The organism is Bombella pollinis (assembly GCF_026385485.1).
Taxonomy (GTDB): Bacteria; Pseudomonadota; Alphaproteobacteria; order Acetobacterales; family Acetobacteraceae; genus Bombella; species Bombella pollinis.
In genome coordinates this window covers 89,133-114,144 of the sequence record NZ_JANIDX010000005.1, presented here as the reverse complement: position 1 = coordinate 114,144, position 25,012 = coordinate 89,133, and the positions used below count along the sequence as shown (strand labels likewise).

The 25,012-nt window shown below is 52.1% G+C and carries 22 protein-coding genes and 2 tRNA genes; 13 read left to right on the top strand and 11 right to left on the bottom strand.

The genetic code is table 11. The features are described from left to right. Positions 1–233: 233 nt before the first annotated feature. A complete protein-coding gene (locus NQF89_RS06265) occupies positions 234–1,220 on the top strand; it encodes an adenosine kinase (protein ID WP_155579627.1) in 987 nt (328 codons plus the stop codon). Positions 1,221–1,247: 27 nt separating this feature from the next. Here the strand turns inward: NQF89_RS06265 and hpnK are convergent, their stop codons facing one another. From hpnK to NQF89_RS06245, 4 genes are all read right to left on the bottom strand, one after another. Then, on the bottom strand, positions 1,248–2,084 hold the full coding sequence (hpnK, locus tag NQF89_RS06260; protein ID WP_266137787.1) for a hopanoid biosynthesis-associated protein HpnK: 837 nt from the start codon (positions 2,082–2,084) through the stop codon (positions 1,248–1,250). 12 nt (positions 2,085–2,096) lie between these two features. Next, complete coding sequence (gene hpnJ, locus NQF89_RS06255) at positions 2,097–3,521, bottom strand: hopanoid biosynthesis associated radical SAM protein HpnJ (RefSeq protein WP_266137786.1); 1,425 nt, start codon at positions 3,519–3,521, stop codon at positions 2,097–2,099. Positions 3,522–3,605: 84 nt separating this feature from the next. After that, positions 3,606–4,796, bottom strand: coding sequence for a bacteriohopanetetrol glucosamine biosynthesis glycosyltransferase HpnI (gene hpnI / locus NQF89_RS06250; protein ID WP_155573783.1), 1,191 nt, complete (start codon positions 4,794–4,796; stop codon positions 3,606–3,608). Positions 4,797–4,917: 121 nt separating this feature from the next. Further along, a complete protein-coding gene (locus NQF89_RS06245; RefSeq protein ID WP_266137785.1) occupies positions 4,918–5,577 on the bottom strand; it encodes an ABC transporter substrate-binding protein in 660 nt (219 codons plus the stop codon). A gap of 351 nt (positions 5,578–5,928) precedes the next feature. Between NQF89_RS06245 and hpnH the strand changes: the two genes are divergently transcribed. From hpnH to NQF89_RS06215, 6 genes are all read left to right on the top strand, one after another. Further along, positions 5,929–7,125: an adenosyl-hopene transferase HpnH gene (hpnH, locus tag NQF89_RS06240; RefSeq protein WP_155573781.1), complete on the top strand. Its 1,197-nt coding sequence runs from the start codon at positions 5,929–5,931 to the stop codon at positions 7,123–7,125. A gap of 71 nt (positions 7,126–7,196) precedes the next feature. Continuing rightward, a complete protein-coding gene (locus NQF89_RS06235) occupies positions 7,197–8,489 on the top strand; it encodes a hemolysin family protein (protein WP_155573780.1) in 1,293 nt (430 codons plus the stop codon). A 248-nt stretch (positions 8,490–8,737) separates the two neighbouring features. Continuing rightward, positions 8,738–9,151 carry an RNA polymerase-binding protein DksA gene (dksA, locus tag NQF89_RS06230; protein WP_155573779.1) on the top strand — a complete coding sequence of 138 codons (414 nt, stop codon included), beginning with the start codon at positions 8,738–8,740 and terminating at the stop codon, positions 9,149–9,151. A gap of 58 nt (positions 9,152–9,209) precedes the next feature. Then, positions 9,210–9,284 (top strand) — tRNA-Thr (locus NQF89_RS06225). Positions 9,285–9,335: 51 nt separating this feature from the next. Then, entirely contained in the window at positions 9,336–9,689 is a 354-nt protein-coding gene (locus NQF89_RS06220; protein WP_155573778.1) for an arsenate reductase, read from the top strand. 83 nt (positions 9,690–9,772) lie between these two features. Next, complete coding sequence (locus NQF89_RS06215) at positions 9,773–10,813, top strand: hypothetical protein (protein ID WP_266137784.1); 1,041 nt, start codon at positions 9,773–9,775, stop codon at positions 10,811–10,813. Between the two features lie 6 nt (positions 10,814–10,819). Here the strand turns inward: NQF89_RS06215 and NQF89_RS06210 are convergent, their stop codons facing one another. Both NQF89_RS06210 and NQF89_RS06205 read right to left on the bottom strand, forming a co-directional pair. Next, the gene (locus tag NQF89_RS06210) at positions 10,820–12,364 is read right to left on the bottom strand and encodes a glycosyltransferase family 2 protein (RefSeq protein WP_155573776.1); all 1,545 of its coding nucleotides are present in this window, start codon (positions 12,362–12,364) and stop codon (positions 10,820–10,822) included. Then, positions 12,354–12,827: a hypothetical protein gene (locus NQF89_RS06205; RefSeq protein WP_155573775.1), complete on the bottom strand. Its 474-nt coding sequence runs from the start codon at positions 12,825–12,827 to the stop codon at positions 12,354–12,356. The genes NQF89_RS06210 and NQF89_RS06205 overlap by 11 nt, the downstream gene beginning before the upstream one ends. 144 nt (positions 12,828–12,971) lie before the next feature. On the opposite strand from NQF89_RS06205, the gene gap reads away from it, so the two are divergent. Together gap and NQF89_RS06195 are read left to right on the top strand one after the other, a co-directional pair. Continuing rightward, a complete protein-coding gene (gene gap, locus NQF89_RS06200; RefSeq protein ID WP_099026950.1) occupies positions 12,972–13,994 on the top strand; it encodes a type I glyceraldehyde-3-phosphate dehydrogenase in 1,023 nt (340 codons plus the stop codon). A 2-nt stretch (positions 13,995–13,996) separates the two neighbouring features. Then, positions 13,997–15,190 (top strand): phosphoglycerate kinase, encoded by a 1,194-nt coding sequence (locus NQF89_RS06195; RefSeq protein WP_155573774.1) that lies wholly within the window; start codon positions 13,997–13,999, stop codon positions 15,188–15,190. A gap of 150 nt (positions 15,191–15,340) precedes the next feature. Here the strand turns inward: NQF89_RS06195 and rpoH are convergent, their stop codons facing one another. Further along, the gene (rpoH, locus tag NQF89_RS06190; protein ID WP_099026948.1) at positions 15,341–16,246 is read right to left on the bottom strand and encodes an RNA polymerase sigma factor RpoH; all 906 of its coding nucleotides are present in this window, start codon (positions 16,244–16,246) and stop codon (positions 15,341–15,343) included. Positions 16,247–16,474: 228 nt separating this feature from the next. Continuing rightward, complete coding sequence (locus tag NQF89_RS06185) at positions 16,475–17,473, bottom strand: RluA family pseudouridine synthase (RefSeq protein ID WP_155573772.1); 999 nt, start codon at positions 17,471–17,473, stop codon at positions 16,475–16,477. On the opposite strand from NQF89_RS06185, the gene NQF89_RS06180 reads away from it, so the two are divergent. Continuing rightward, entirely contained in the window at positions 17,457–17,867 is a 411-nt protein-coding gene (locus NQF89_RS06180) for a hypothetical protein (RefSeq protein WP_266137783.1), read from the top strand. The two genes, NQF89_RS06185 and NQF89_RS06180, sit on opposite strands and share 17 nt — an antisense overlap. On the opposite strand, the gene NQF89_RS06175 is transcribed toward NQF89_RS06180, so the two are convergent. After that, positions 17,859–18,188, bottom strand: a complete 330-nt coding sequence (locus NQF89_RS06175; RefSeq protein WP_155573770.1) for an ArsR/SmtB family transcription factor — start codon at positions 18,186–18,188, stop codon at positions 17,859–17,861. The two genes, NQF89_RS06180 and NQF89_RS06175, sit on opposite strands and share 9 nt — an antisense overlap. Positions 18,189–18,317: 129 nt before the next feature. Here NQF89_RS06175 and NQF89_RS06170 point away from each other — a divergent pair, with 129 nt between their 5' ends. Further along, positions 18,318–19,403: an alkene reductase gene (locus NQF89_RS06170; protein ID WP_266137782.1), complete on the top strand. Its 1,086-nt coding sequence runs from the start codon at positions 18,318–18,320 to the stop codon at positions 19,401–19,403. A gap of 72 nt (positions 19,404–19,475) precedes the next feature. Here NQF89_RS06170 and rlmB read toward each other — a convergent pair whose 3' ends face one another. Beyond that, the gene (gene rlmB / locus NQF89_RS06165; protein WP_266137781.1) at positions 19,476–20,279 is read right to left on the bottom strand and encodes a 23S rRNA (guanosine(2251)-2'-O)-methyltransferase RlmB; all 804 of its coding nucleotides are present in this window, start codon (positions 20,277–20,279) and stop codon (positions 19,476–19,478) included. Between the two features lie 75 nt (positions 20,280–20,354). Here rlmB and NQF89_RS06160 point away from each other — a divergent pair. Then, positions 20,355–20,440 (top strand) — tRNA-Tyr (locus NQF89_RS06160). A gap of 44 nt (positions 20,441–20,484) precedes the next feature. Here the strand turns inward: NQF89_RS06160 and NQF89_RS06155 are convergent. Further along, positions 20,485–22,314 carry a P-loop NTPase fold protein gene (locus NQF89_RS06155; RefSeq protein WP_266137780.1) on the bottom strand — a complete coding sequence of 610 codons (1,830 nt, stop codon included), beginning with the start codon at positions 22,312–22,314 and terminating at the stop codon, positions 20,485–20,487. Positions 22,315–22,471: 157 nt separating this feature from the next. Between NQF89_RS06155 and NQF89_RS06150 the strand changes: the two genes are divergently transcribed. Continuing rightward, positions 22,472–25,006, top strand: coding sequence for an excinuclease ABC subunit UvrA (locus NQF89_RS06150; protein ID WP_266137779.1), 2,535 nt, complete (start codon positions 22,472–22,474; stop codon positions 25,004–25,006). The last annotated feature ends 6 nt before the right edge of the window (positions 25,007–25,012 follow it).

Sequence of the window (25,012 nt, the reverse complement as noted above, 5' to 3'; positions counted from 1 at the left end):
CGATAGAGTAGCACGCAATAACGGCACATCTCCTAAGGGGAGCCATGCCGAACTCTGCCCTGTCATCAGGCGTATCCCTAAAATAGAGGGAAGTCGTGCCCTTGGCTAGGTAATCCATGCAGGTAAGTGCATCTTTTCCTTATCACGAGAGGATAAAGAGAGATGGCTCTACAAGGTCTGAAGGTTATGGTAGGGAATATTTAATGTCAGACTATAAAAGAAAGTGACCTATCATGTCCGCTACCCCTCCGAAATATGACCTTTTATGCATTGGCAATGCCATCGTGGATGTGCTGGCAACTGTCACGCCAGAGCTGTTGGCAGAGTTTGGGGCTGTACCGGGGAGCATGACGCTCATTGATGCTGCTACCATGGCAAAGTTGGAGCAGCGTATCCATATCGAGCATGTAGCAGGGGGTGGCTCAGCAGCGAATAGTGTGGTTGTTGCTGCGCGTATGGGGGCAAAAACAGCTTATCTTGGTAAGGTTGCAGCCGATAAAGCGGGCGAGGATTTTACAGCGGATTTACGCAAACAGGGTATAGATGTTCCCTCCACGCCCCTAGCGGCTGGCGAGGCTATTCCTACAGCGCGTTGCATTGTGTTGATTACGCCCGATGGCCAACGCACGATGTTTACATATCTAGGGGCTTGTGTGGAGTTCACACCCCATGATGTTTTAGAGAATATCGTGGCCGAGTCGGCTATTACCTACCTTGAGGGTTATTTATTTGATCGCCCCCAAGCGCAGGAGGCTTTTTATCAGGCAGCCCGTTTAGCGCATAAAGCGGGGCGTAAGGTCTCTTTAACGCTCTCTGATAGTTTCTGCATCCAACGTCATCAGGCAGCTTTCCGGGATTTTGTGGCAGAATCGGTTGATATCCTCTTTGCCAATGAGGCTGAGATTCTCGCCCTTTACGAGACAGAGACGCTTGATGATGCTTTAAAAGCCCTCTCTCATGATGTTGCCCTTGGTGTTGTGACCCGTGGGGAGAAGGGGGCTGTTATCCAAGCGGGTGAGGAACGGCACGATGTCCCCACTAAGCCGGTGAAGCTGGTTGATACAACTGGTGCGGGTGATGCTTTTGCAGCGGGCTTCCTCGCAGGCTATAGCCGCCATCATTCTCTTGTGGAGTCTGCGCGGTTAGGCAATGAGGCTGCAGGCCATGTGATTGCTCGCCTTGGTGGTCGTCCAGGTGCGGATTTTGCCCTTAAAGCCTAAGGCGTAGCACTAGGGGGCGCGGTGTGTTTACAGCGCGTCCCATGTTGTCAGTTGGATGTTATGTGGGGCGAGTAACGCGCGCGTAGCAGGGTCTGTTAAGGCAGCTAGCTCTTGCTCTGGCTGATAGCCGGGCATGAGGGCAGCCATTTGTGCGTTTTGGCTCTTGGCGGGGTGGAAATAAACCTCACTCACCCCGGCAGGGAGTTGAGGGATGAGGCGTTGGATGCGCTCTGGCGTCATATGGCCAGACCACCGCAAACCAAAGCAGGAATCGTTGGTTTTCATCCCGGCTTTCCAAATTTGCCAGCGTAGGACACGCGTCCATTGCTCCAACGCGCGGTCACTTAGGTGAGGCGTTTCCCCCAAGGGGCCCGCAGGTTCCATAGGTGTGCGAACGGCCTTTAACCCATAGATTTTGCCCGTTTGGAGCAGTAAATGCCCGATTGTGGGATGGAGATGCATATGCTTATGCGCATTGGCATGGTCCAACCGCAGCCCTGTGCGTGCAAATTGCTGGAATTGAGCGTGGATTTCCTTCTTTAACGCAGAGCGCGTAGCGGGAGAGAAGAAATATTGAAAGCCCAGCCCTACTTGATTCCGACCAAACCAGCCTTTTTCATCCGTAATAACAGGCAGATGCAGGCAGGAATCGCCCTCTATAACGACAAGATGTAACCCCAACCGGAGGTCTGGCATACGTTGGGCACGGCGTAGAGCGTCCTCAAAAGCCGGGGCGGCAACCATGAGGCTTGCCGTGCTGAGGAGGCCTTTGCGATGGGCCTCCTCAATCGCCTCATTGACCTCCACACTCATACCGAAATCATCAGCAGAGAAAATGACACGGCGTTGTGTGGAGGTATTCATGCGGCGTTCGCCTTAGGCAGAATGACGCTGACGGAGGAACTGGAAGAACTCCACACCCTCACGCAAGCGGCGTTTGAGCATTTGTGGGTCTGTTGCCATTTCCTTGACGATAGCGAAAATCTTGGAGGGGCGGAAATAGAACTCCTTATAGAAGGTCTCCACGCTCTTAAAGATTTCCGTATGGGAGAGATGGGGGTAATGCAGCGGGGCAATCTGCACACCATTCTCGTCAATCAGCTCCGCTTCATCAACATTCAGCCAGCCATTCTCAGAGGCCTGTTTATGCAGGAATGTCCCCGGATAAGGAGCTGCGAGAGAGACCTGTAATGTGTGCGGGTCAATCTCTTTTGCAAACTGAATGGTCTCGCGGATAGTCTCGCGTGTTTCACCGGGCAGACCAACAATGAAGGTCCCGTGAATCTTAATGCCCAGCTTGTGGCAGTTTTTGGTGAACTCACGCGCTGTCTCAATCCGCATACCTTTTTTGATGTTATGCAGGATTTGTTGATTACCGCTCTCATACCCTACCAGCAGCAAGCGTAAGCCGTTATCACGTAGAACTTTTAGCGTGTCATAAGGGACATTGGCTTTAGCATTGCAGGACCATGTTACACCCAGCTTGCCCAGCTCCCGTGCGATGGCCTCTGCGCGGGGGAGGTCATCGGTGAAGGTATCATCATCAAAGAAGAACTCTTTCACCTGCGGGAAGTATTTCATCGCAAGCTTAATTTCAGCGGCTACATGCTCTGGGCTGCGGGTACGGTAGCGGTGCCCACCCACAGTTTGCGGCCAAAGGCAGAAGGTGCAGCGGGACTTACACCCACGGCCTGTATAGATGGAGATATAAGGATGCTTGAGATAACCGATGAAGTAATCTTCAATCCGTAGGTCGCGCTTATAAACCTCAGTTACGAAGGGGAGGCTATCCATATCCTCAATCATCGCACGGTCTTTATTGGTGATAATCTCACCATTTTCATTACGCCATGTGATGCCATCAACCTCTGCGAGAGGTTTCCCCTCGGCAATCTCTTTGATGGTGAAGTCGAACTCATTGCGGGCTACGAAGTCGATCGGGCTGCCTTGGGCAAGGCTCTCATCGGGCTGGACGGCAACTTTTGCGCCAACCATACCAATCTTCAGCTTCGGGTTGGCGTCCTTCAGCATTTGTGCCACGCGGACATCAGAGGGGAAGGAGGGTGTGGAGGTGTGCATGATGACGAGATCACGATTCTTCACATCCTCAAGGATAGGCCCCATGCCCATTTTAGCCGGTGGAGCGTCAATCAAGCGAGAGCCGGGGACCATTGCTGCAGGTTGGGCCAACCATGTAGGATACCAGAAGGAGCGAATCTCTCGCTTCGCCTGATAACGTGAGCCAGCACCACCATCAAAGCCGTCGAAGGATGGGGGCTGTAGAAACAATGTTCTCAACATGTATGGACACTCCTGATAATGTCGGGCCTGTCAACGCCGGTTTCGTTGATCAGGATTAAGGGGCACGATCGTTGTTGGGGTTCGTTATAGGGACTTCGTACGTGTTTTGCCACGGGAGATGTGCATTGTCTGCCCCCGCCATGTTACACGCGAGCCACGGGCACTTCCGAGCATCACACAAGCAGAGAGGCAGTCTCGGAATATAAGGAAAGGGAAAATGCCGGGTAAAGCGCAGTTTGTCAGGTGGTTAATGCGCCGTGTCACGGCTCCACGGCAGAGCATCCCTCCTATCAACAAGCCCCATGAAAAACGGCGCGATGGTGCAAAAAGGACACACAACACCCCCCAGAAAAGCGGTAACTGTAGGACAGAAAGCCCATATCCAAGAGGCTCCACACTCCGAACCGTTCGTCCCCAGCGTAGCTCATGGGTGAAAAGGTCCTTTAGGGAGGTCTCGGTGATAGTCGTCTGGCATAAAGTCCGCGCAAGGGCAATCTCCCCCCCATTACGGCGGATAAGCTGGCCTAGCACGGCATCATCAGCGACATGAGAGACAAGGGCCTCAAACCCACCAATCTGTTGTAAATGCGTTCGTTTGAGGGCCATCGTAGCCCCGAGGCAATCTTGACGCCCCATGAGGCGGGACATCATCACACCGGGGAGGAAGTTGGTGTTAATGCTATGGGCGCCCAACATGCGGATGAGGCTGGGGCTAGCAGGTAAGCCCGCATATAGTGTGGTTACAAGCTGAACCTTCTCTTGTTGGAATGCTTCAACAATATGCGTGATGTAATCTGGGCTGACATGAATATCGGAATCAGAGATGATCAAAATGTCATGTCGGCAAGAGGGATACATATTGATGAGGTTACTGATCTTACGATTAGGGCCATGTAAGGCATCATCAATAATGATTGTTACATCGTGATGAGGATAACGCTGCTGGAGGCGGCGAATTACCGGTAGAGCCGTATCATCTTCTTTATGTAGGCCGAAGATGATTTGATAGGATGGGTAATCCTGCTGGAAGAAGCTTTCTAATGCGTCTTCAAGGCGTGGCTCATCCCCATGTACCGGCTTCATGAGCGTAACGCTGGGGCTTAGAGCCTCTTGGTTGTGAGAGGAAGCCTCGCGCTGATAGGGGGCAGGCCGACCGGGGATGCGCACATTCTGGCAGAAACGAGAGAGTAAGCTTGTCCCGATGAGATTCTGCACATGCCCCGCTAGTGAAAAAGCTCCGCTCAGGGCGGAGGCTATCGCAAAGAGTGGGGCCATCAATCAAGATACCTCATGAGAATGGAGGGAAGGACGTTTTTCTAAGCTTTTCATCACGTCTGCCCAGCGGAGTGGGATACAAATTATAATGTAGGTGGACGTGATGAAAAGCTATCGCAAATTATTCGCGGAGGAAATCGTCAGCTTTGGTGGTGAGGCTACGCGCTAGGCCGTTTGCTCCTTTCTCGTTGAAGATTGTCTTAAAATCAGCCCGTTGAGCAGCAACTTGGCTGATGTGACCATCTAGCAAAATATCGGTGATGCGCCAGCCGTCGGGACCTTGGGCCATGACATAGTCAATGGGTGTTGGTGTCCCATTAGGGTCATCTTTCCCGCCGATAGTGGTGTGGACGATGGTCCGTCCATCCTGCTGGATCGTGTTTACAACGGTAAAGACAGCATCTGTTCCCGGCTTAAAGGTAGAGACATAACGCGCTACGGTGAAATGTTTAAAAGCTGCCAATAGGTCGTTTTTTTCAGCAGTAGAAAGATGGTCGTAATGCAGCCCGATGGAGCGTTTGAGGATGGACTCCATATCAAAAGCATGCTCAACGAACGGTGCAATCATTGCGCTGCGTTTGCTCATACTGGCAGAGGAATGTTCAGACTTATCCAAGGCCTTATATAAGGCTTCTATCGGGGCTTGTGGCGTTGTAGCAACAGGGGTGGCAGATGCCGAACTCCGGCTTGCCAGTGCGGGATGAACCCCAAGAGTGGAGACAGTCCCTATAGCGAGGGCCATCATTCCAAGGGAAGAGATAAGACAACGTTTCATGGACATGCTCTTTCCTCCTATGCGTCCTTTTATGCAAGAGGCGATGGGGCAGTTTGCAAGGGTACGCCTTGCAGGATTTCGTATAACTGTGTTGAATCTGCTACAGTTAGCGAAACAGTATAGCGCATTGCCGCCGGATAAACGAGTCCACAGTAAGAAGGAAAAGAGAGAATCTTCCACCGAATCCTCTAGTGAGGGTGTAGGGCTTAGTTCGTTAAGCTTGCATTTCTGCGCTGCTTCTGCGAGAGGGAAGCGGTGCAGGCTCGGCAGTCTCATTCTGGCGCGTCTGTCGGGCTATGTGCCACGGGTGGTCTGATACCGTGATTCAGCTCAGGAAGATATTATCAGAGGATTATAATGGCCGTACCATTGATGCAGGCTGTCCGAGTTGGACGGTACGTTCTCAAGCAGCACCTCACAGGGCGCAAGCGTTACCCGCTTGTGTTGATGCTTGAGCCGCTGTTCCGCTGCAATTTGGCTTGCGCGGGCTGTGGCAAGATTGATTATCCAGCGAAGATTCTTAACCAGCGTATGAGCTATCAAGAATGTCTTGATGCGGATACTGAAGCTGGTGCCCCAGTGATTGCTGTGGCGGGGGGAGAGCCCCTCTTACATAAAGAGATGCCACAGATTATTGCGGGCCTCGTGGCGCGTAAAAAATATGTGTATCTCTGCACGAATGGCCTTTTGTTAGAGAAGAAGATCGATGACTATAAACCATCACCTTTCTTCTCGTGGGACATCCATCTCGATGGTGACCAGCAGATGCATGATTCGTCCGTCTGCCAAGAAGGGGTGTATGATCGTGCGGTGAAGGCCATTAAATTGGCAAAATCCAAAGGCTTCCGCGTCTCTATTAACTGCACCTTGTTTGATGGTGCTAAGCCAGAGCGTGTTGCAGCTTTTTTTGATGAAGTCATGCGCTTAGGCGTTGATGGTGTGATGACAGCACCGGGCTATGCTTATGAGCGTGCCCCGGACCAAGAGCACTTCCTTAATCGCCAAAAGACGAAGACCCTTTTCCGGGATATTTTCCGCTTGGGTAAGGGCCATAAATGGCGGTTTACGCAGTCTCCTTTGTTCCTCAACTTCTTAGCAGGCAACGAGACATATCATTGTACCCCATGGGGTAAGCCGTTGCGGACCGTCTTTGGTTGGCAGCGTCCTTGCTATTTGTTGGGTGAAGGTTACGCTAAGACCTTCAAGGAGCTGATGGATGATACAGCGTGGGACCAGTACGGTACCGGTGCGTATGAGAAATGCGCCGATTGTATGGTCCATTCTGGCTATGAATCCACAGCGGTGATGGATGCAGTGCAGCGTCCTTGGCATTTCATCAAAGTAGCGTTGCAAGGGCCAGAGACGGAAAAGCCCATGGCTCCGGAGATATCGTTAGCGAATCAGCGGCCTGCCTCTTACGGGTATGATGCTGAGGTAGCGCGCCAGATGGAGCGGCTTGAAGGCGAGGACGCTAAGCGCGGCAAACCGGCTCGTGGTCCACGCGTACGCATTAACGGGCAGAGTGAAAGCCCAGCCCCGGCCCCGGCAAAGTAGGGCCATATTTCCTGCTCTGATTTTCTCGTCATTACCTTGTGATGGCGGGCTTATCAGGGCAGGATAGTTTTATGATGATTCCTATCCTTATAATTATTCTGCTCATCGTCCTTAATGGTGTTTTCGCCACGGGTGAGCTAGCTCTTATCTCTGCCAAACGCGCCCGGTTGTCCCATCTTGCACAAACAAAAGTTGCTGGGGCAGAGCGTGCATTAAAGCTGGCGGAAAATCCTCAAAACTTTTTGCCGACTGTGCAGATAGGTATGACCCTTGTCTCTATCTTGGAGGGGGCATTTGGGGGCAGCCAGATTGAGGAATCACTTCAGCATTACATTGAGCATTGGGCTATTTTTCAACCATTTGCTGGTGAGCTATCCATCATTATTGTGGTGGCGTGTATCACGTTTGCCATGTTGGTCTTTGGGGAGCTTGTGCCCAAACAAATCGCATTGCAGCGACCAGAGGCTATAGCCATTCATCTCTCTGCGCCGCTTTTGGCCTTATCTTGGTGTACGCGCCCGGTTGTGTGGTTGCTCAGTAAGACCTCTAATTGTGTGCTGCAACTTGTGGGGATAGGCTCTCTCCCGCGTGCCACTGTAACGGAGGAGGAGCTTAAAGCCGTCCTGCAAGAGGGAATGCAAGCGGGGATTTTGGAAACGGAGGAGCGTGAGATTATCGAGCGTCTGCTTCGCTTAGCGGATCGTCCCGTTCGTGCGATTATGACGCCACGCAATGAGCTGTTTTGGATAGACCGTAATGCGGATGAGGAGACGCTGGTTAGTAAGTTGCGGCAGTCTTCTTACGGGCGGATTGTTGTTTGTGAGGACAATGTGGACCATCCAGTCGGTGTGATGCTGGCTAAGGATGTGATGGACCGACTGTTGTTAGGTTTGCCCCTTTCGATTGATGCTGTATTGCGCACCCCGCCCGCTATTCCAGATAGCCTTACAGCTCAAGGGATGATTGAGCGTTTGAAGGGGATTTCCCTCGGTATAGTCTTTGTCTTTGATGAATATGGCTCTTTTGAAGGCATCGTTACACCCTCTGATGTTTTTGAGGCGATTATTGGGGATGAGGCCCTAGATGCGTCCTCTCAAAAACGGCATGAGGTGGATGGGAAAGAGGAATATATCCTTGATGGTTTCATGCCGATTGATGATGTATGCACACGGCTGGACCTACCCCCAATGGTTGAGGATGGGCGGTATCATACATTAGGCGGGGCTTTGATGGCTCTATTACGCCGTGTCCCTGCGCAGGGGGATAAGGTGGTGTTCTCTGGCTGGTTGTTTGAAGTGTTAGAGACAGAACGCCGCCGTGTTGTGAGGGTGCGTGTTAGCCGCCGCGCGTTGGCACAAAATTAATGCGTTATCAGGGTGAACTTGCTGCCTTTGCAGAGAATATGCGTTCTTTCATAAAGGGTGTTTTTATTTAAGTGGCTATGGGCATCAATTATTAAACTATTATTAAAATAATGAAGATTTCCTAAAAAACCTCCTAATCTACCTTGCGTGCTTTTTTGAGAGCGATATAAACCGAGGCAACATCCTTTCTGCTAGTGCGCTGTAGCAGCTCTGTGGGAAAGGTAGCGTGTTGTGAGGAGACGTTGCACATGATTACGCTTTCACCCGACTATCGTCCTTCTGAGGATGAAGAGTTTATGAATGAACGGCAATTAGCGTATTTTAAGCAAAAATTGCTGCATTGGCGGATGGACCTTCTCAAAGAGGCGGGGGAGACGTTAGCGAGTCTTTCCGAAGGGGGCATCCACGAGGCTGATCTAACAGACCGCGCAACAGTGGAGACGGACCGTGCTTTTGAGCTAAGAACGCGTGACCGTGCGCGTAAGTTAATCATCAAGATTGATATGGCGTTGGCACGGATTGAGGATGGGTCTTACGGTTATTGTGAGGAGACAGGCGAGCCTATCGGTCTGCAACGTCTGGAGGCACGGCCTATTGCCATATTGTCGCTAGAAGCACAAGAACGGCATGAGCGGCACGAAAAGATTTATCGTGATGACTAATTAAGGGTTGCACGGAGAGGGCGAACAGGCTAGGTAACCCGCCATAGGTTTTCGCAAGGCTGCTGTAGCTCAGTGGTAGAGCACTCCCTTGGTAAGGGAGAGGTCGCGAGTTCAATCCTCGCCAGCAGCACCATGATGAGACCATCTCCCCCTTTTAGAGTTCTTTTGCAAGAAAGCCGCCTTCATGGCTGATGTGATTACCCTTTACGGGATTAAGACCTGCTCCACCGTTAAGAAGGCTATGAAATGGCTGGAGGAGGCAGAGATACCCTTCCACTACCATGATGTCCGTAAGGATGGTGTGACCTCGGCTTTGCTAGAGGCATGGTGCGCTACAGTGGGGTGGGAGAAGCTGTTGAATCGCTCTAGCCTGACCTTCCGTCGTTTGGATGAGGCGGAGAAAGAAGGGTTGGATGAAGCGAAAGCTGTGGCTCTCATGCTGGCTCATCCGACTTTGATTCGCCGCCCTGTTACGGTGAAGGGTGAGCAGATGATGGTGGGGTTTAAGCCAGAACTTTATGAGGCCTTTTTCGCTTAAAGCAATGTGGTCTCGCTCTTTGTTTTTTAGGATGCTACAAGGCCCCTTTTCTGGGGCCTTTATTGTTGGAGGAGGGGTAAGTCATGGAGGTATTTTCACGGCGTATTCCTTCTCCCCCAAGGCGAGAGGGGGAGGCAGCGTATCCCCTTTTTGCGCCGGAGCAGGTTTTAACGCTCTTTCAGCGGCGATGCGCGGATATATGCAGCCGGTTTGAGGAGTGGCGTACACCGATACGTGTAAAGGGCGTGATAGGTGAGATCCCCGTTGAGCGTTGGCGGCGGCGGGAGGCAACCCCGTTGCTAGATGCCCATACAGGGGCGGCTCTTTTGTTGGAGATTCCCCCTGCTTTGGTAGCGGAAGAAGGCTTGCGCACGGGCGAGACGGTACAGGTCATAGGGGTGTTGCGCGCCCACGCGCAACAAGGGCAGCTCACATTACGAATGGATGTTCTTTCCCTTACGCGTGATGCGCTGGAGGAGGCTCATCGCCAGAGTGAGATGGTGATGGAGCTTATGCGTAGTCTCCCACCACGTCGGCGTGCCTTTCCTACGCAGGAGGGGGCCCGGATGCTACTGCTTGGCCTTGGTGTGGGTAGCGAGCGGCTGGCCCATATGGTGCATGCTCTTGGGGGATTATGGTCGGAGCGCAACGTGACGTTACGCGCCGTCTCCGAAGCGGAAGGGCCGGAGGCTCTACAGAACTTATCGCAGATAGAGCATGAGATTATATTTTTGATTATGGCAAAGGGGCATCTTTCTGCATGGGAGCAGCCCGCATGTATTAAGGCCCTATCGCGCTGCCCAGCTTATCGTATTCTAGCTTGCGATGGCGGAGGCGATGAACAGGAGGGAGGGACCCTTTTAGCGCATTTAGTGGAGCAGTATTTCACAACGCCGTTAGAGGCCGCAGAGTTTATCCGGTATCAGAGTGTGGAACATCGCCAGAGGCAGGATGAGGAACGTGCTCATCAAGAAGAAGTAGAGGCATTGCGGACAAGCCTTGCCGCTCTTACCCAACGTCCTACCGAAGGGCCGCCCCGCCTTTCTATGCTCGCCCTTACCCTTGGTGTGGTTTTGGGGGTGAGCCTTATAGTAGCGGGGCATTGGTTTTTAGGGCTGTTTTAGCCGCATTTATGGTAGAAAAGCAGGCCGTGCAGTAAAGCGGGGCAAGAACTCCTCCAGCATGGGGGCTAATGTGCGTAAATGCTGTGCGGAATCAGGTGATAACAGCAATAGCGCGCGTTGTAGGTCTTGCGGCTGGGTATGGGCATGGCCTGCTACCCAAAGGAGCAACCCGCGTACGCTGAGGCCATCTTCTTCATCCATAGGGGGAAGCGGCGTAAAGAGCATGGAGGGTGGCACGGCAGCGGGAATCATTTCCAACGGGGTGCTGGCATGGCCCGTTTCGTGCGGCAAATGGATGCTGCGCGTTTTAGGGTCGAAGCTGATACGCAAACTAGTCATGCTGAAGGGACAAGGCGCATCCCCAAGGGTAAAGGGCGTTTCATCTTGCGTATAAAGCGTAAGGAGATGCGGGATACTCTCCTGCCAGAAGCCTGCAAAGGGGCGGTGTTGTTCTGGTGGGTCACATTCCAGTAACTGCCCCTCAGATGTGCGGAGGAGAATCGTACGACCAGGATTATAAGGAGCGGCGACTTGCGGGTTGAGGGCAAGCATATCCTCTAAGGAGGGGCGCACGCGGTCATAATGGAAGGCATCATGGCGGACATGGTCTTCCAAAGTGAGGTCATGGTCTTGCAAAAACCATTCAGCCCGTTTTTCGTCTAATTGTTGTGCTGCAAGCTCACGCAAGCGTGCCAACCCGGAGATGAGGGCACTCTCTCGCATCTGGTTAGCAAGCTGACGCATATGCACAATTTTGTCATGCGCTGGTGTGGTTATCTGCTCATTACGGTCATAATGAGCGCGCATAGCGGGGGGAAGCTCGGCCTCATCATGCGCTTGGGCACAGATATAATGTTGGATACAACCGCCTTGCCACGGGGCCACAAGTAAGTCAGCGTCATCAGGACGGTATGGCTGCCCATCAGCCCGGATGATGGCCTCGGAGGGGAGGTCAAGCAGGTGCGGATTCGTCAGAGCTTCGGGTTTAGCCAAATGATCGAGTCGGGCAAGCAAACGGACAAAATGATGGTCGTGGAACGATTCTGGGGCATGCCACGGATAATTGGCAACAATATGACCAGGCGGGGGACGAAGTTGTCCCGCCGTCCCATAAATACGCCAGTGAAGGGCAATCGCCGCCGTGTCTTCTTGAACTTTTTGGAGGAGAGAATCTAGCTCATGCTCTGGGTTAAGATACTCGTCTGCATCAAGAATCGCGACCCAATTTTCAGCTATATCGCTCTCATCGTCACTATCAGGCTGGTCTAGCTCTTGTGTGATGTGGCGCAGATGAGCGAGGGCATGACGTGTAAGCTCTAAGCGGCGCTTCTCGGCGGGGAGAGTCTCATCCAACTCCACAGGATGCCACGAGATAGGCCAGTCTGCTTGGTAAGCTTGGCTTATCTGACGCGCATTATCAAAGGCTCCAGCATCAATAATGGCAATATGTTCGACTCCTAAGGCCAAATGCCATGCGAGCCATCCCGGTAGGGTATGGTCAGCTTTTTTAAGGAGGAGAGCGCAGGTAAGACGGGGACGCCTAGCGGACATAAATACGCACCATGTTGCTATGGACGGTGGGATCGGTACTCACACGCATATCCAATTGGATAGGACGCGCACCCGCAGCCAATATGTGATTAGCGACAGGGGAGACCAAGTTCTGCGTGAGAGTGTGTAAGGTTTCTCTTTCAGCTTCCGGTGTTTTTTGCATAGGTGCTATGCCTTGGACGGTAAAGAGGATGTTGCTTTTCCGGCTGAGAGCGAGCTTTGCGGCTTTTTCTACCGCTGGGCCGTATTCTTCCTCTGGTGTACCTTCAATAATTTGCAGGAAGGCAGGCTTACCGGGAGCTGCGACTGGCAAAGCAGGGGCCGCAACGCGCGGGGGCCTACCCGCCTGCGGGTCGAAGGTGCGTTGATCAATCGGATTACAGCCCCAAAGAGGGGTTGCCAGCAGCGCAAAAAGAGCGGTGCGGGTCCATAAAGCGGAACGGTGGGTATAGAAAACCATCATAGATGACTTACTCGCAGGAAGCGGGGCATGACGCAAGAGGGTAGCAGGCTTGCTTTAAAAACTTCATTTTCCCTCTGTTGCTCTGCCACAAGGGTGCTATGGATGGTACGTCCTTTAGCTACCAAATTATGGAGGAAGCGACCAATGGCCGTTAAAATTGCAATCAATGGGTTCGGGCGCATCGGGCGTCTGGTTCTTCGTGGGATTATCGAGAGCGGGCGCACAGATGTGGAGCCTGTACTGATTAACGATCTCGGTTCTGTGGAGGCCAACGCTCACCTCCTGAAATATGACACCATCCATGGCCGCCTGCCGGCTGAGGTTGAGGTCGTCAATGGTGACCTGCTCATCAAGACCCATGCTGGTAAGACCATCGGGCCTATCAAGGTGACCTCTCAGCGTAACCCAGAAGAGATTCCGCTTCAGGGTGTTGATGTGGCGATGGAGTGCACAGGCCTCTTTACAGCACGCGATAAAGCTTCTGCCCTGCTGAAAGCTGGTGCAAAGCATGTGCTGATTTCCGCTCCGGGTAAGGATGCAGATGCCACCATCGTTTATGGTGTGAATAACGAGGCTCTGAAGCCGGGTATGCAGATCGTTTCCAACGGGTCCTGCACAACCAACTGTCTCTCCCCAGTCGCTGCTGTGCTGGATGACAAGTTCGGCATCGAGCGTGGTTACATGGTGACAGTTCACTCCTACACGGGTGACCAGCGCACAATCGACACACTGCATAAAGACCCACGCCGTGCGCGCGCTGCAGCTGTAAACATCATCCCGACCTCCACAGGGGCTGCCCGCGCTGTTGCGCTGGTTCTGCCACATCTGAAGGGCAAGCTGGATGGTACAGCGATTCGCGTCCCAACGCCGAACGTCTCCCTCGTCTCTTTGGACTTCGTGCCGAAGCGTAAGCCATCTTCCATCGAGGAAGTGAACGAGGCCGTGCGTGAGGCTTCTGAGGGCCGGCTGAAAGGCATCCTTGGCTACAATACAGAGCCGCTGGTGAGCCACGACTTCAACCATGTTGCCTTCTCCTCCACCTTCGATGCAACGCAGACAGCGTTGGTTGATGGCGGTGAGCTGGTCCGCATCTGCGCATGGTATGACAATGAGTGGGGCTTCTCCAACCGTATGTCCGACACAGCGTCTCTCTTTGGGAAACTCTGATCATGGCTTTTCGCACGCTAGATAAAGCGGAGGTACGCGGTAAACGCGTACTTCTCCGCGCTGACCTGAATGTCCCCATGCATGAAGGTGCCATCACCGATACAACGCGTATTGAGCGTGTGCTGCCGACCATCCGCGAGCTGATTGAGAAGGGGGCCAAGGTCATCCTTCTCAGCCACTTCGACCGTCCTAAAGGGAAGGTCGTGCCTGAGATGTCGCTGGCACCGGTGGGTAAGCGTCTGGGTGAGCTGCTAGGTCGCCCGGTTGCTTTTGCGTCCGACTGCGTTGGGCCAGAAGCTAAAAAGGCGGTTGATGCCCTAAAGGATGGCGATGTCCTCCTGTTGGAGAACACACGCTTCCACGCTGAGGAAGAGAAGAACGATCCTGCATTCTCCAAAGCATTGGCTGCTAATGGGGATATTTATGTAGATGATGCGTTCTCTGCAGCTCACCGCGCTCATGCCTCGACAGAGGGTGTAGCCCATCTTCTGCCTGCTTATGCAGGCCGCTTGATGGAAGCTGAGTTGACGGCTCTTTCTGCAGCTTTGGAGAATCCAAAACGCCCTGTTGGGGCCGTTATTGGTGGCTCCAAAATCTCCACGAAGCTGGACCTCATCGGCAACGTGTTGGATAAAGTGGATGTGCTGTTCATCGGTGGGGCTATGGCTAATACCTTCCTCGCTGCTGAGGGTGTGAAGGTTGGCAAGTCCCTCCAAGAGGCCGACATGCACGAGACAGCCCGCAAGATTGCCGCTCATGCTAAAGAGAAGGGCTGCAAGCTGGTTCTGCCAGTAGATGCCGTTGTCGCGCGTGAGTTCAAAGCGGGTGCGCCTTCTGAGGTTGTGCCGGTGGATAAGGTGCCTGATGACGCCATGATCCTCGATGCCGGGCCAAAAACAGCCGAGCTTATCTCCAAGCATTTAGCTGACCTTAAGACTCTGGTCTGGAATGGTCCGCTTGGTGCCTTTGAGATTGCCCCGTTTGATAAAGCAACGGTGGAAGTGGCTCAGGCCGCAGCGAAGCTGACTGAAGCAGGCAAGCTACTTACAGTGGCAGGCGGTGGTGATACGGTTTCTGCTCTGCGTCATGCAGGTGTGGCAGACCGTATGAGCTACGTCTCCACAGCGGGCGGTGCCTTCCTCGAATGGCTGGAGGGTAAGACCCTTCCGGGTGTTGAGGTGCTACGCGCTAAATAAGACATCGGATTAAACCGAGGTTTTAAAAAAGGCGGTTGTCCTTATGGGGCACCGCCTTTTTTGATGATGTTATTTACAAAAATGCGGCTCGTTAAAACGAACCGCAGTCTTGCAAGGATGAAAAAGGGCCAGAGGGGGAGAGGAGACGTTTTAAGCGTCATCCTCCGTGAAGCCTTGCTCCTTACGGCGGGCTTTTACGGCAGAAGCCATAGCCTTTTGTAATTTCTCCATCGCACGAGCTTCAATTTGACGAATACGCTCGCGTGAGACGCCGTAATGGTGGGAGAGTTCCTCCAAAGTGGAAGGGTCTTCCTTCAAGCGGCGTTCGGTGAGGATGTGACGCTCACGCTCATTAAGGGTTTGCATCGCTTCAGCGAGGAGGGCCTTACGGCCATTCATATCCTCATTTTCAGCTAGCGTCTCTTCTTGGCTCTCATTTTGGTCCACAAGCCAGTCTTGCCATTCTTGCTCGCCATCAATGCGCAGTGGGGCATTAAGGCTATGATCCGGCGCGGTGAGGCGGCGATTCATGGAGATGACATCTTGCTCTGGCACACCGAGCGTCTTAGCAATATGGTCAATCTGCTCTGGTTGAAGGTCGCCTTCCTCATAAGCTTGCATCTGGCCTTTAAGGCGGCGGAGATTGAAGAAGAGTTTTTTCTGCGCCGCTGTGGTTCCCATTTTCACTAAGGACCAGCTATGGAGGATATATTCCTGAATAGCTGCACGAATCCACCACATAGCGTAAGTGGCTAAGCGGAAGCCGCGCTCTGGGTCAAAACGGCGGACAGCCTGCATCATGCCGATATTGCCCTCGCTGATAAGCTCACTTACGGGCAGACCATAACCGCGATAGCTCATGGCAATTTTTGCAACAAGGCGCAGATGAGAGGTCACAAGCTCATGAGCAGCACTGCTATCATGCTTATCTCGCCAGCGGCGGGCTAAATCTAACTCTTGCTCGGATGTGAGGAGAGGAAAACGGCGGATTTCCTGAAGATAGCGGGATAAATTGGTCTCCGGCCCAATGGCAGGGAGAGTAGTGGGAGACTTCATATATATTCGACTCCTTGCACCTAGCTGGCGAAAGAAAGAGCAATCCTTACCCGTTCTTTCATCACAGGAATGATGCGCCCTCTTAGGGAGGTTAGTTCCTGCTTGTTCATATCTCCACCCCTAAATAAGGCAGTGGAGGCATGCGCTGCATTTAGGACTCCTACAGGTTCTATTCTTTTAATCGTTTTCATCGAAATGTTAAACTTAAGAAAAAGTTATATTGATGAATTATGCTTTAAGGCTCCCCATTAATGCCTGAAAATCCTCCGGCAAAGGGGCGGTAAAATGCAGCATTTCCCGTGTGCGGGGATGTGTAAAACCGAGTGTTGCGGCATGGAGGGCTTGGCGGGGGAAGTCCAACGCTTCATCGCGCAGTGTCACGGGGAGTTTGCGCGCCGCAGCGGGGATGCGACGAAGATAAACAGGGTCGCCTAATAAAGGATGCCCATTATGAGAGAGATGCACACGGATTTGATGCGTACGCCCCGTTGCTAAGCGGCACTCCACAAGGGAGACGGCGTTATGAAATGTTTCTTTTGTTTTATAACGCGTTAGGGCCTGCTTTCCCCCTTGGATAACAACGGCCATGCGTTTGCGGTCCCGTTTATCGCGGCCGATAGCCCCTTCAAACTCACCAGCAGGTGGGAGAATCCCCCATGCGAGCGCAAGATAGGCGCGCTCCATCGTGCGGGTAGCAAAGGCTTCGGAGAGCGCTTCATGAGCGAGGGGGGTTTTCGCAACGACCATCACGCCAGATGTATCTTTGTCTAAACGGTGCACGATTCCGGGTCGTTTCTCTCCTCCAATGCCCTCAAAATCAGGCCCGCAATGGCCGAGGAGGGCATTTACAAGGGTCCCCGTTTCATTCCCGGGGGCGGGATGGACCACCAATCCGGCGGGTTTGTCCAAGACGATGAGGTCCCTATCCTCAAAAAGAATATCCAAGGGGATGCTCTCAGCTTGTGGGCGGGCAGGCTCTGGCGGGGGGAGGTGGAGTTCTAGCGTCATTCCTTCTCGTAAGGTGAAGGAAGGGTCTCGCCGTGGGGAGCCGTTGCAGGTAAGGTAGCCTGTCTCAATTAAGGTTTTAACGCGAGAGCGGGATAATGTCCCAATGGCATCGGCCAACATACGGTCGGCTCGTTGTCCTGCTTGGCCTTGCTGAATCGTGAAGGCGTAAAGCATGGCTGCATCAGCAGAGAGAGAATCGGGAATGGAAACATCAGACATGCCGCCTACCCTAGCCGAATCCACAACAAACAGCGAGAGTGTCCCGCCGCACCCGCCGCGTGCGTTAGTGGCGGCGGTGATTATCATGGGGGTGATGATTATTGTAGGGGCGGCCGCCTTGGTGGGGATTATTATTTACCGCATTGTTCATCATGCCCCTACCCCTGTGGTGAGGCAGGAGGCTCCAGCTCTTTCTTCATCCCTTTCTGGTCCTGCTTTATTAAGCCTACCGCGCCGTGTAGGCGAGCAGGTGACGATGATGTCCGCTCGCCCTGATGGGGCCTTGGCCGTGATGTTAAAGGATGAGCAAGGCAATATGCGCATCGTGTTATGGAGCCCGGAGCAGGCACGCATCATTGCAGAATTAACAATGACACATCCTACGTCACCCTAGGGTCTCTTCCTCATAAGCGGGATAAGCGCGTAAAATACTGCTCATCAAGCCGGGGAAGCGTTCCTCCAACATCGTAAGGCGTAATGTGTTGCGATGTTGGACCCCTTCTACCCGCGTGTGCAAAATCCCTACCTCGCGCAACACTTGAAAATGATGTGACATGCTGGATTTAGGACGCCCGCGGAGGAGGGTTGTGCAGTTTGCTTCCCCCAAATTGTATAAATGATAGATAATGCCCAGACGCACCGGGTCCGCTATAGCGCGGAGGAGCGGGAGGAGGGCAACCTCCTCTGGGGCAGGGTGATGATATAACGTGGCCATGCCTCTCTGTATCGGGAGTCGGAGGGTGTTTTGTCAAGATTGTAGTTCTATATTGATGGAACAATAAGCCTGTGTTAGCCTCAACGGCAGAAGGGACGTTTCTCTTCATGTCTGTTAAAGGAGGACGTTATGGCAACGTTGTTTGAGCCTATCTCTTTTGGGGCTGTTAAGGCGGCTAATCGTGTTGTTATGGCACCGCTTACCCGGGCACGGGCGGGCAAAGATGCTGTGCCGACACCCATCATGGTGGAATATTACGCACAGCGGGCGACCGCCGGGCTGATTATCTCAGAGGCCGTGGGGATTTCTCGCCAAGGGCTTGGCTGGGCCTATGCTACAGGCATTTGGAATGACGCGCAGGTAAAGGGCTGGAAGGCCGTCACCGATGCCGTGCATGAGAAGGGCGGTAAGATTGTCTGCCAGCTTTGGCATATGGGGCGGATGGTCCATTCCTCCACAACGGGGGAGCAGCCGGTGGCACCGTCTCCTTCCACAGCACCGGGGCACATCCATACATATGAGGGCAAGGCCCCTTATGAGGAGGCCCGTGCGCTACGTTTGGATGAGATTCCGGGCATCATTGAGGATTACATCAAGGCTGCGCGCAATGCGATGAAAGCCGGGTTCGATGGTGTGCAGATTCACTCTGCCAATGGTTATCTGCTTGATGAGTTCTTGCGTGATGGCACGAACCATCGGACGGATGCTTATGGTGGGTCTGTCGAGAATCGTCTGCGTCTGCTGCGTGAGGTGACGGAAGCTGTCATTAAGGAAGTTGGGGCCGAGCATGTCGGTGTTCGTCTCTCCCCGAATGGCGAGGTGCAGGGCACGATAGATAGCAAGCCGGAAACTGTCTTTATCCCGGCAGCGAAGATGTTGAATGACCTCGGTGTGGCATGGCTGGAGCTGCGTGAATCTAATCCTTCCAGCACCTTCACCTTTGGCGGGGCTACAGAGCAGCCTAAATTATCGCCAGAAATCCGCAAGGTGTTCACCCGTCCGCTGGTGCTGAATCAGGAATATACGCGTGATGAAGCTCTGAAGGCCGTGGCAGAAGGCAAGGCAGATGCTATCAGCTTTGGGCGCGCCTATATTGCTAACCCGGACCTCGTGCGCCGCTTGAAGGAGGATTTACCGCTTCAACAAGATGATATGGCCACATGGTACGGCCCGATTGGGGCGAAAGGCTATACGGATTATCCGTTTGCTAAGTAAAAGCAGGCCATAAAGTATAATGATGGGGTGGTGCTGGGTTTTCTGGCACCACCCCATTTTATATGGCAGCTGTTAGCTGAGGGGGCGGGTCAGCTCGTATAGGGCCACCGCAGAAGCGTTGGAGACATTTAGGCTCTCCATCGGGCCAGACATGTAAATGGAGGCAATCTCATCACACGTCTCTCGTGTTAGGCGGCGTAGCCCTGCCCCCTCGGCCCCTAGAACGAGAGCCACACGGCGTTGACCAAGCTGGGTGCGGTCTAAGCGCGTCCCACCAGCATCTAACCCCACGACCCAGAAGCCCGTTTTTTGTAAGCTTTGCAGCGTGCGGGAGATATTCGTTTCCCGAATGATGGGCACAATATCCAATCCGCCAGAGGCCGCTTTGGCCATAGTCCCGGTTTCATCAGGTGTGTGACGGTCTTGCACGATGAGAGCAGCGGCCCCAAAAGCGGCGGCAGAGCGTAGAATGGCCCCGATATTGCGCGGGTCTGTTACTTGGTCCAATACAAGGATAGGGCCGGGGCGGTCGATCACATCCACAAGAGCCGGGTTTTCCAACGGCTCGACATTGAGGCACACCCCTTGATGCACGGCCTCTTTACCGCAGAGGGCATCTAGCTCCTCCCGGCTGACGATGCGCGGTTGATGCGCTGTTTGGGGAAGGGCAGCCTCGGCCTCTTTGGTGGCAAGCAGGGCGTAAATAATGCGCGCAGGGTTGAGGAGCGCGGCCTCCACAGCATGTTGACCATAGAGCCAATAACCCTTGCCAGTAGCGGGAGCCCCGTGCTTGGTCGTGCTTCGGCGGGAGCGATTGCGGGAGAGATTTTGCGCCTCTGGCAAAGCCACACGGCGGGAGGATGATTTTTTAGCCATAATTGCCTATATAATCCTTTAACCACGCATTGACATAGCCCCAAATGCGTATTATCACACGGCCAACCTGAGTACGGAGGGGTGCCCGAGTGGCTAAAGGGGGCGGACTGTAAATCCGCTGGCGTACGCCTACGTTGGTTCGAATCCAACCCCCTCCACCAGGTGTTGTTCTTAGAAAGCCGGTTTGTTGCTTTTCCCCTGGCGACTAGGTGTGCAGGGGGGTTAGTAGCTTAATCTGTAGGCAGAGAAGCTCCTTTCGAAGAGGATGGGTGCTTTCATCCTCAATTTCCTGTTTGAGGCATTTAATAACTTCGTTAAACCAGCCATTTTTAGAAGCTAAGAGATTGGATGGATTTTCAGCCATTAGGGCAGAATGATCGGCAAGAGTTCTGAGGAAATCAATCTGTTTTTCTCCTGAAAAGGAGGTGAGGTTCCTGAGAAAAACGTTTGGTTTGATAGTGAGGAGTATTAGAGTATCAAATATATTATTTTTATTCTTTGATAAGATGGTTTCAATTAGGTCAGTTATTTTATCTAATTTTTCTGCTTCTTTTATCTTTAAATTAATAGATTCCATCATAGATTCTGTCCCTACTTTTTGAAAAAAAGCAAATATCTCTTTGAAAGAAGGGGTTTCCCTTTCAGAAAAGGCAAGAGCATTATTGAGAGACGGAGAATTGTAGTCCTTTTCTAAAAAGGCGAGATTATTTTCATTGAAGGTACGGCTTTTGAAATATTTATTTACATATTCTTTTAATAAGTCAATATAATTTTTTTGTGTAAAGCCGCTTACTCCGATTCTATTTAACATTATATAAATATCACATACGTGTAAAACCTCTCCATCGTTAGATGGAGTTTTGTTTTTGAAATCTTGTTCGAAAGAGTTTACGATATCTTCATAATATTCACTTGTTGTCTTCTTATGTAAGTAGAAGAGTATCTTCTTCCATGAGGGTGTTTCCTTTTCGTTAAAGAAAGTACATATATATTCATTTATATTGGTTTTATTAAAAAATCCTGTTTTTATTAAATCATCTATAGAATTATATAATGGTTGATATGGGTTTACATAGTGTCCTGTTGATTCTTGATTTTCTTTTTCTATATTGGTGTCTTGATGATTTGATGATCTATGTATATGGCACGTAATTCTAAAATATAAAATAGAGAGTATGGATAAAATACTTTCGTTATATTCTTCGCATTTATATTTTTCTGTGATTGATTGAAATAATTCATCTCCAAATGTGATGAAAAAATTTAAGATTCTTAGGTTGTCTGTATATTGATTTTTTATTTTTTTAATGAATGTTTCCTTGTTTTTTAATAGAAATTTTTTAAAATCATCTTTGTCTTCAGATTCAATAACATCTTTCCAAGTACTTTCAATATCCGGTTGTACCTGTAATGTAAGGTAAACGGTCTTTTCCTTTGTACGTTCATAACGCTTTCTTTCTTCATTATCATCAATAGCAATTTCTTTTTCATTAGCAACGAGAATAACGCGGTTTTCATGTGATTCTACCAAAGGCTGCACGAGAGCTAATATGTCGGATACGGGCATTTTTGCTCGTTCTACATCATCAAGGACTAGAATACGCTTTTTGAATATTTTGTCTTTGTTCTTTGTCTCTCCAGACATACCTAGAATAACTGAGAGGTCAGTTTTATTGTCATCTAAATGGTATAAATCAATCTTTAAAGTACTTTTCAACAAGCCTTTAAAAACGGTTTTTCCTAGTTCTCCAATCTTGCCGCCAAGTATGGGGTGCATGGCAACATAGATGGCTTGTGTTATTTCCTCGGCATTCTGCATCCCATAGAGGGATACATAGATCATGTTTAGCTCACTATCCGATTCACGGTCCGTCCTCTTTTTGTCAAAAAGACGTTTCACGAGCCATGTTTTACCGCAACCCCATGGGCCATCTAGCATTAAGGCGAAGGGAGGTTTGCTGCTTCCGTAGCAGTATTTATTAAGGACTTCGGCTACATTTGCATTTGGGCCAGCCCATTCGTAATTTTTAGTCATTTGAAAAAACCTCCTCCTTAATAGAATTGACTGTATCAGTTTATTTCGTTCGATAGAAAGATATTTGCCTGAGGTCAGAGGTGCTATTTTACAGGCATCAGGTTGATATAGAATATGCTAGTCTTCCCGCCTCGTTCGCGCAGGGTTGGGAGGCTATATGGCAGGATCGTCATTATCACATCATCAAAAGGCCCTCACAAACATGATTCGTATAGAAGGCGCGCAAGAGCATAATTTAAAGGATGTCTCGTTGGAGGTTCCACGGGGTTGTCTAGTGGTGTTTACTGGCGTGTCTGGGTCGGGGAAGTCCTCTCTGGCATTTGGGACGTTGTATGCCGAGGCACAGCGGCGTTATTTGGAGACAGTCGCCCCCTATGCGCGGCGTTTGTTCCATCAGCTACCCCCGCCAAAAATCCGTAATATCGAGGGGCTACCGCCTGTTATTGCGCTTCAGCAGCAGGCGGGGACAAGTAGCCGGTCCTCTGTGGGGAGTGTGACAACGCTCTCTAATCTATTGCGGATGCTCTATTCCCGTGCGGGTACTTATCCCGCTGATGCGCCGATGCTGGAGAGTGACGACTTCTCCGCTAACACCCCGCAGGGGGCGTGCCCGCGTTGCCAAGGTACGGGATGGCTCTATGATGTTGTGGAAGAAAAGATGGTGCCCGATCCGACCTTAACCCTGCGGGAAAAAGCCGTAGCGGCTTGGCCCGGTGCGTGGCAGGGGCAGAATCTGCGGGACATCCTTATGATGCGCGGGATAGACCTCGACACACCATGGCAAGACCTGCCCAAAGCTACCCGGGAGTGGATACTCTATACAGATGAAACCCCAACCGAGCCTATCTATCGGGGGTTGAATTATGCTGAGAGCCAAGCGGCTATCAAACGGGGAGAGCCTGCAACCTATCAGGGAACTTTCGCGAGTGCGCGCCGCTATGTGATGCAGAGCTTCCATGGCTCTAAAAGTGCAAAAATGCGCGCCCGTGCGGCATCCTTCATGCAGGCGACGCGCTGCCCTGTGTGTCATGGGGCGCGTCTAAAGCCTGAAGCTCTTGCTGTGACCTTTGGGGGGCAGGATATTGCGGCCCTGTCTCACCTGCCTTTAGAGCAGCTTTATCATGTGCTGAAGGACCAGCTTGCAGAAAATCAACTGAGTGATGCTCAAGGCCGTGTGATTGAGGAGATTGGCACGGCTTTAATGAAGCGGTTGGAGATTTTGTTGGAGCTGGGGCTAGGGTACCTTCAAACGGACCGCGCTGTGGATAGCCTCTCCCCCGGTGAATATCAACGCTTGCGGCTGGGTACGCAGGTTCATTCCGCTTTGTTCGGTGTGGCTTATGTGTTGGATGAGCCTGCCGCAGGGCTGCATCCTGCGGATATTGAATCGCTTTTGAATGTGTTAGGCCGGTTGCCCAAGGCGGGGAACTCCCTCCTTATTGTGGAGCATGACCCGGTGGTGATGCGTCATGCTGATTGGCTTGTGGATATTGGTCCCGGTGCGGGCCGTCATGGGGGGCAGGTGCTTTATAGCGGCCCGCCGGATGGTTTACGGCAGGTGGAGGCCTCCCGTACGCGGCCTTATCTATTTGCCCCGCCACCTTTGGAATGTGGCTCTAGGCGGCCTATAGAGCGGTGGCTTCAGATAGAGAACATTACATGGCGGAACATGCAGAATCTCTCGTTAAAGTTGCCGCTGGGTGTGTTGGTGAGCGTGACGGGTGTGTCTGGCTCCGGTAAATCGAGCTTGGTGAGTCAGGCCCTTGTGAGTTTGGTCAGCCGCGCGCTAGGTCAGGCGATTGAGGAAACGGATGAGCGGCAAGAGGATGATGAGACCGCACCGCTAGTGGGTGAGGCTGTGGAGGCGCAGCCGGAAGGGCAGATTATCGCAGGGTTGGAGCATGTGAAGCGTCTGGCTGTGATAACGCAAAAGCCCATTGGGCGGACGTCACGCTCTAATCTGGCGACATATACGGGTATTTTCGACCATATTCGCAAGCTTTTTGCTGCAACCGATGCTGCCTGCGCGGCAAAGTTGGATGAAAGTAGCTTTAGCTTCAATGTCGCAAAAGGGCGATGCCCGCATTGCGAGGGGTTGGGGACGGTCTCGGTCGGGTTGCTTTTTATGCCCGGTGTGGAGGCCCCGTGCCCGGTTTGTCATGGGGCACGGTATAAGGATGAGGTTCTCGCCATCACGCTGCGGAATAAAAACATCGCTGATGTGCTGGCAATGACGGTGGATGAGGCTTGTAGCTTCTTTGCAGGCGGGGGGATCTTGGCCCGTGGGTTAGATACATTGGTGCAATCTGGGTTAGGGTATCTTCGCCTTGGTCAGCCCGCGCCGGAACTATCTGGTGGGGAAGCGCAGCGTCTCAAATTGGCGACAGAGCTGCAAAAGCGGCGGTCAGCCTCTATGCTGTATATTTTGGATGAGCCCACAACAGGGTTGCATCCCTCAGATACAGACCGGCTTTTAGGGCAGCTGCAAACGCTTGTGGAGCAAGGCCATAGCGTGGTCGTGACCGAGCATAATATGCGCGTTGCGGCAGCGAGTGATTGGGTGATTGATATTGGCCCTGGCAGTGGGGAGAAAGGCGGGCAGATTATTGCTGCTGGTCCACCAGAGGATGTAGCGCAGGACCCTGCTAGCCGCACTGGGCCTTACTTGCGGGCTATTTTAGAAGGCGTCTAAAAAGGT

What these genes read in the sequence shown, in the direction of transcription:
- NQF89_RS06265 (WP_155579627.1), top strand. Translation starts at nt 234, where the DNA reads ATGTCCGCTACCCCTCCGAAATATGACCTTTTATGCATTGGCAATGCC.
- hpnK (WP_266137787.1), bottom strand. Translation starts at nt 2,084, where the DNA reads ATGAATACCTCCACACAACGCCGTGTCATTTTCTCTGCTGATGATTTC.
- hpnJ (WP_266137786.1), bottom strand. Translation starts at nt 3,521, where the DNA reads ATGTTGAGAACATTGTTTCTACAGCCCCCATCCTTCGACGGCTTTGAT.
- hpnI (WP_155573783.1), bottom strand. Translation starts at nt 4,796, where the DNA reads ATGGCCCCACTCTTTGCGATAGCCTCCGCCCTGAGCGGAGCTTTTTCA.
- NQF89_RS06245 (WP_266137785.1), bottom strand. Translation starts at nt 5,577, where the DNA reads ATGTCCATGAAACGTTGTCTTATCTCTTCCCTTGGAATGATGGCCCTC.
- hpnH (WP_155573781.1), top strand. Translation starts at nt 5,929, where the DNA reads ATGGCCGTACCATTGATGCAGGCTGTCCGAGTTGGACGGTACGTTCTC.
- NQF89_RS06235 (WP_155573780.1), top strand. Translation starts at nt 7,197, where the DNA reads ATGATGATTCCTATCCTTATAATTATTCTGCTCATCGTCCTTAATGGT.
- dksA (WP_155573779.1), top strand. Translation starts at nt 8,738, where the DNA reads ATGATTACGCTTTCACCCGACTATCGTCCTTCTGAGGATGAAGAGTTT.
- NQF89_RS06220 (WP_155573778.1), top strand. Translation starts at nt 9,336, where the DNA reads ATGGCTGATGTGATTACCCTTTACGGGATTAAGACCTGCTCCACCGTT.
- NQF89_RS06215 (WP_266137784.1), top strand. Translation starts at nt 9,773, where the DNA reads ATGGAGGTATTTTCACGGCGTATTCCTTCTCCCCCAAGGCGAGAGGGG.
- NQF89_RS06210 (WP_155573776.1), bottom strand. Translation starts at nt 12,364, where the DNA reads ATGTCCGCTAGGCGTCCCCGTCTTACCTGCGCTCTCCTCCTTAAAAAA.
- NQF89_RS06205 (WP_155573775.1), bottom strand. Translation starts at nt 12,827, where the DNA reads ATGATGGTTTTCTATACCCACCGTTCCGCTTTATGGACCCGCACCGCT.
- gap (WP_099026950.1), top strand. Translation starts at nt 12,972, where the DNA reads ATGGCCGTTAAAATTGCAATCAATGGGTTCGGGCGCATCGGGCGTCTG.
- NQF89_RS06195 (WP_155573774.1), top strand. Translation starts at nt 13,997, where the DNA reads ATGGCTTTTCGCACGCTAGATAAAGCGGAGGTACGCGGTAAACGCGTA.
- rpoH (WP_099026948.1), bottom strand. Translation starts at nt 16,246, where the DNA reads ATGAAGTCTCCCACTACTCTCCCTGCCATTGGGCCGGAGACCAATTTA.
- NQF89_RS06180 (WP_266137783.1), top strand. Translation starts at nt 17,457, where the DNA reads ATGGAAACATCAGACATGCCGCCTACCCTAGCCGAATCCACAACAAAC.
- NQF89_RS06185 (WP_155573772.1), bottom strand. Translation starts at nt 17,473, where the DNA reads ATGTCTGATGTTTCCATTCCCGATTCTCTCTCTGCTGATGCAGCCATG.
- NQF89_RS06175 (WP_155573770.1), bottom strand. Translation starts at nt 18,188, where the DNA reads ATGGCCACGTTATATCATCACCCTGCCCCAGAGGAGGTTGCCCTCCTC.
- NQF89_RS06170 (WP_266137782.1), top strand. Translation starts at nt 18,318, where the DNA reads ATGGCAACGTTGTTTGAGCCTATCTCTTTTGGGGCTGTTAAGGCGGCT.
- rlmB (WP_266137781.1), bottom strand. Translation starts at nt 20,279, where the DNA reads ATGGCTAAAAAATCATCCTCCCGCCGTGTGGCTTTGCCAGAGGCGCAA.
- NQF89_RS06155 (WP_266137780.1), bottom strand. Translation starts at nt 22,314, where the DNA reads ATGACTAAAAATTACGAATGGGCTGGCCCAAATGCAAATGTAGCCGAA.
- NQF89_RS06150 (WP_266137779.1), top strand. Translation starts at nt 22,472, where the DNA reads ATGGCAGGATCGTCATTATCACATCATCAAAAGGCCCTCACAAACATG.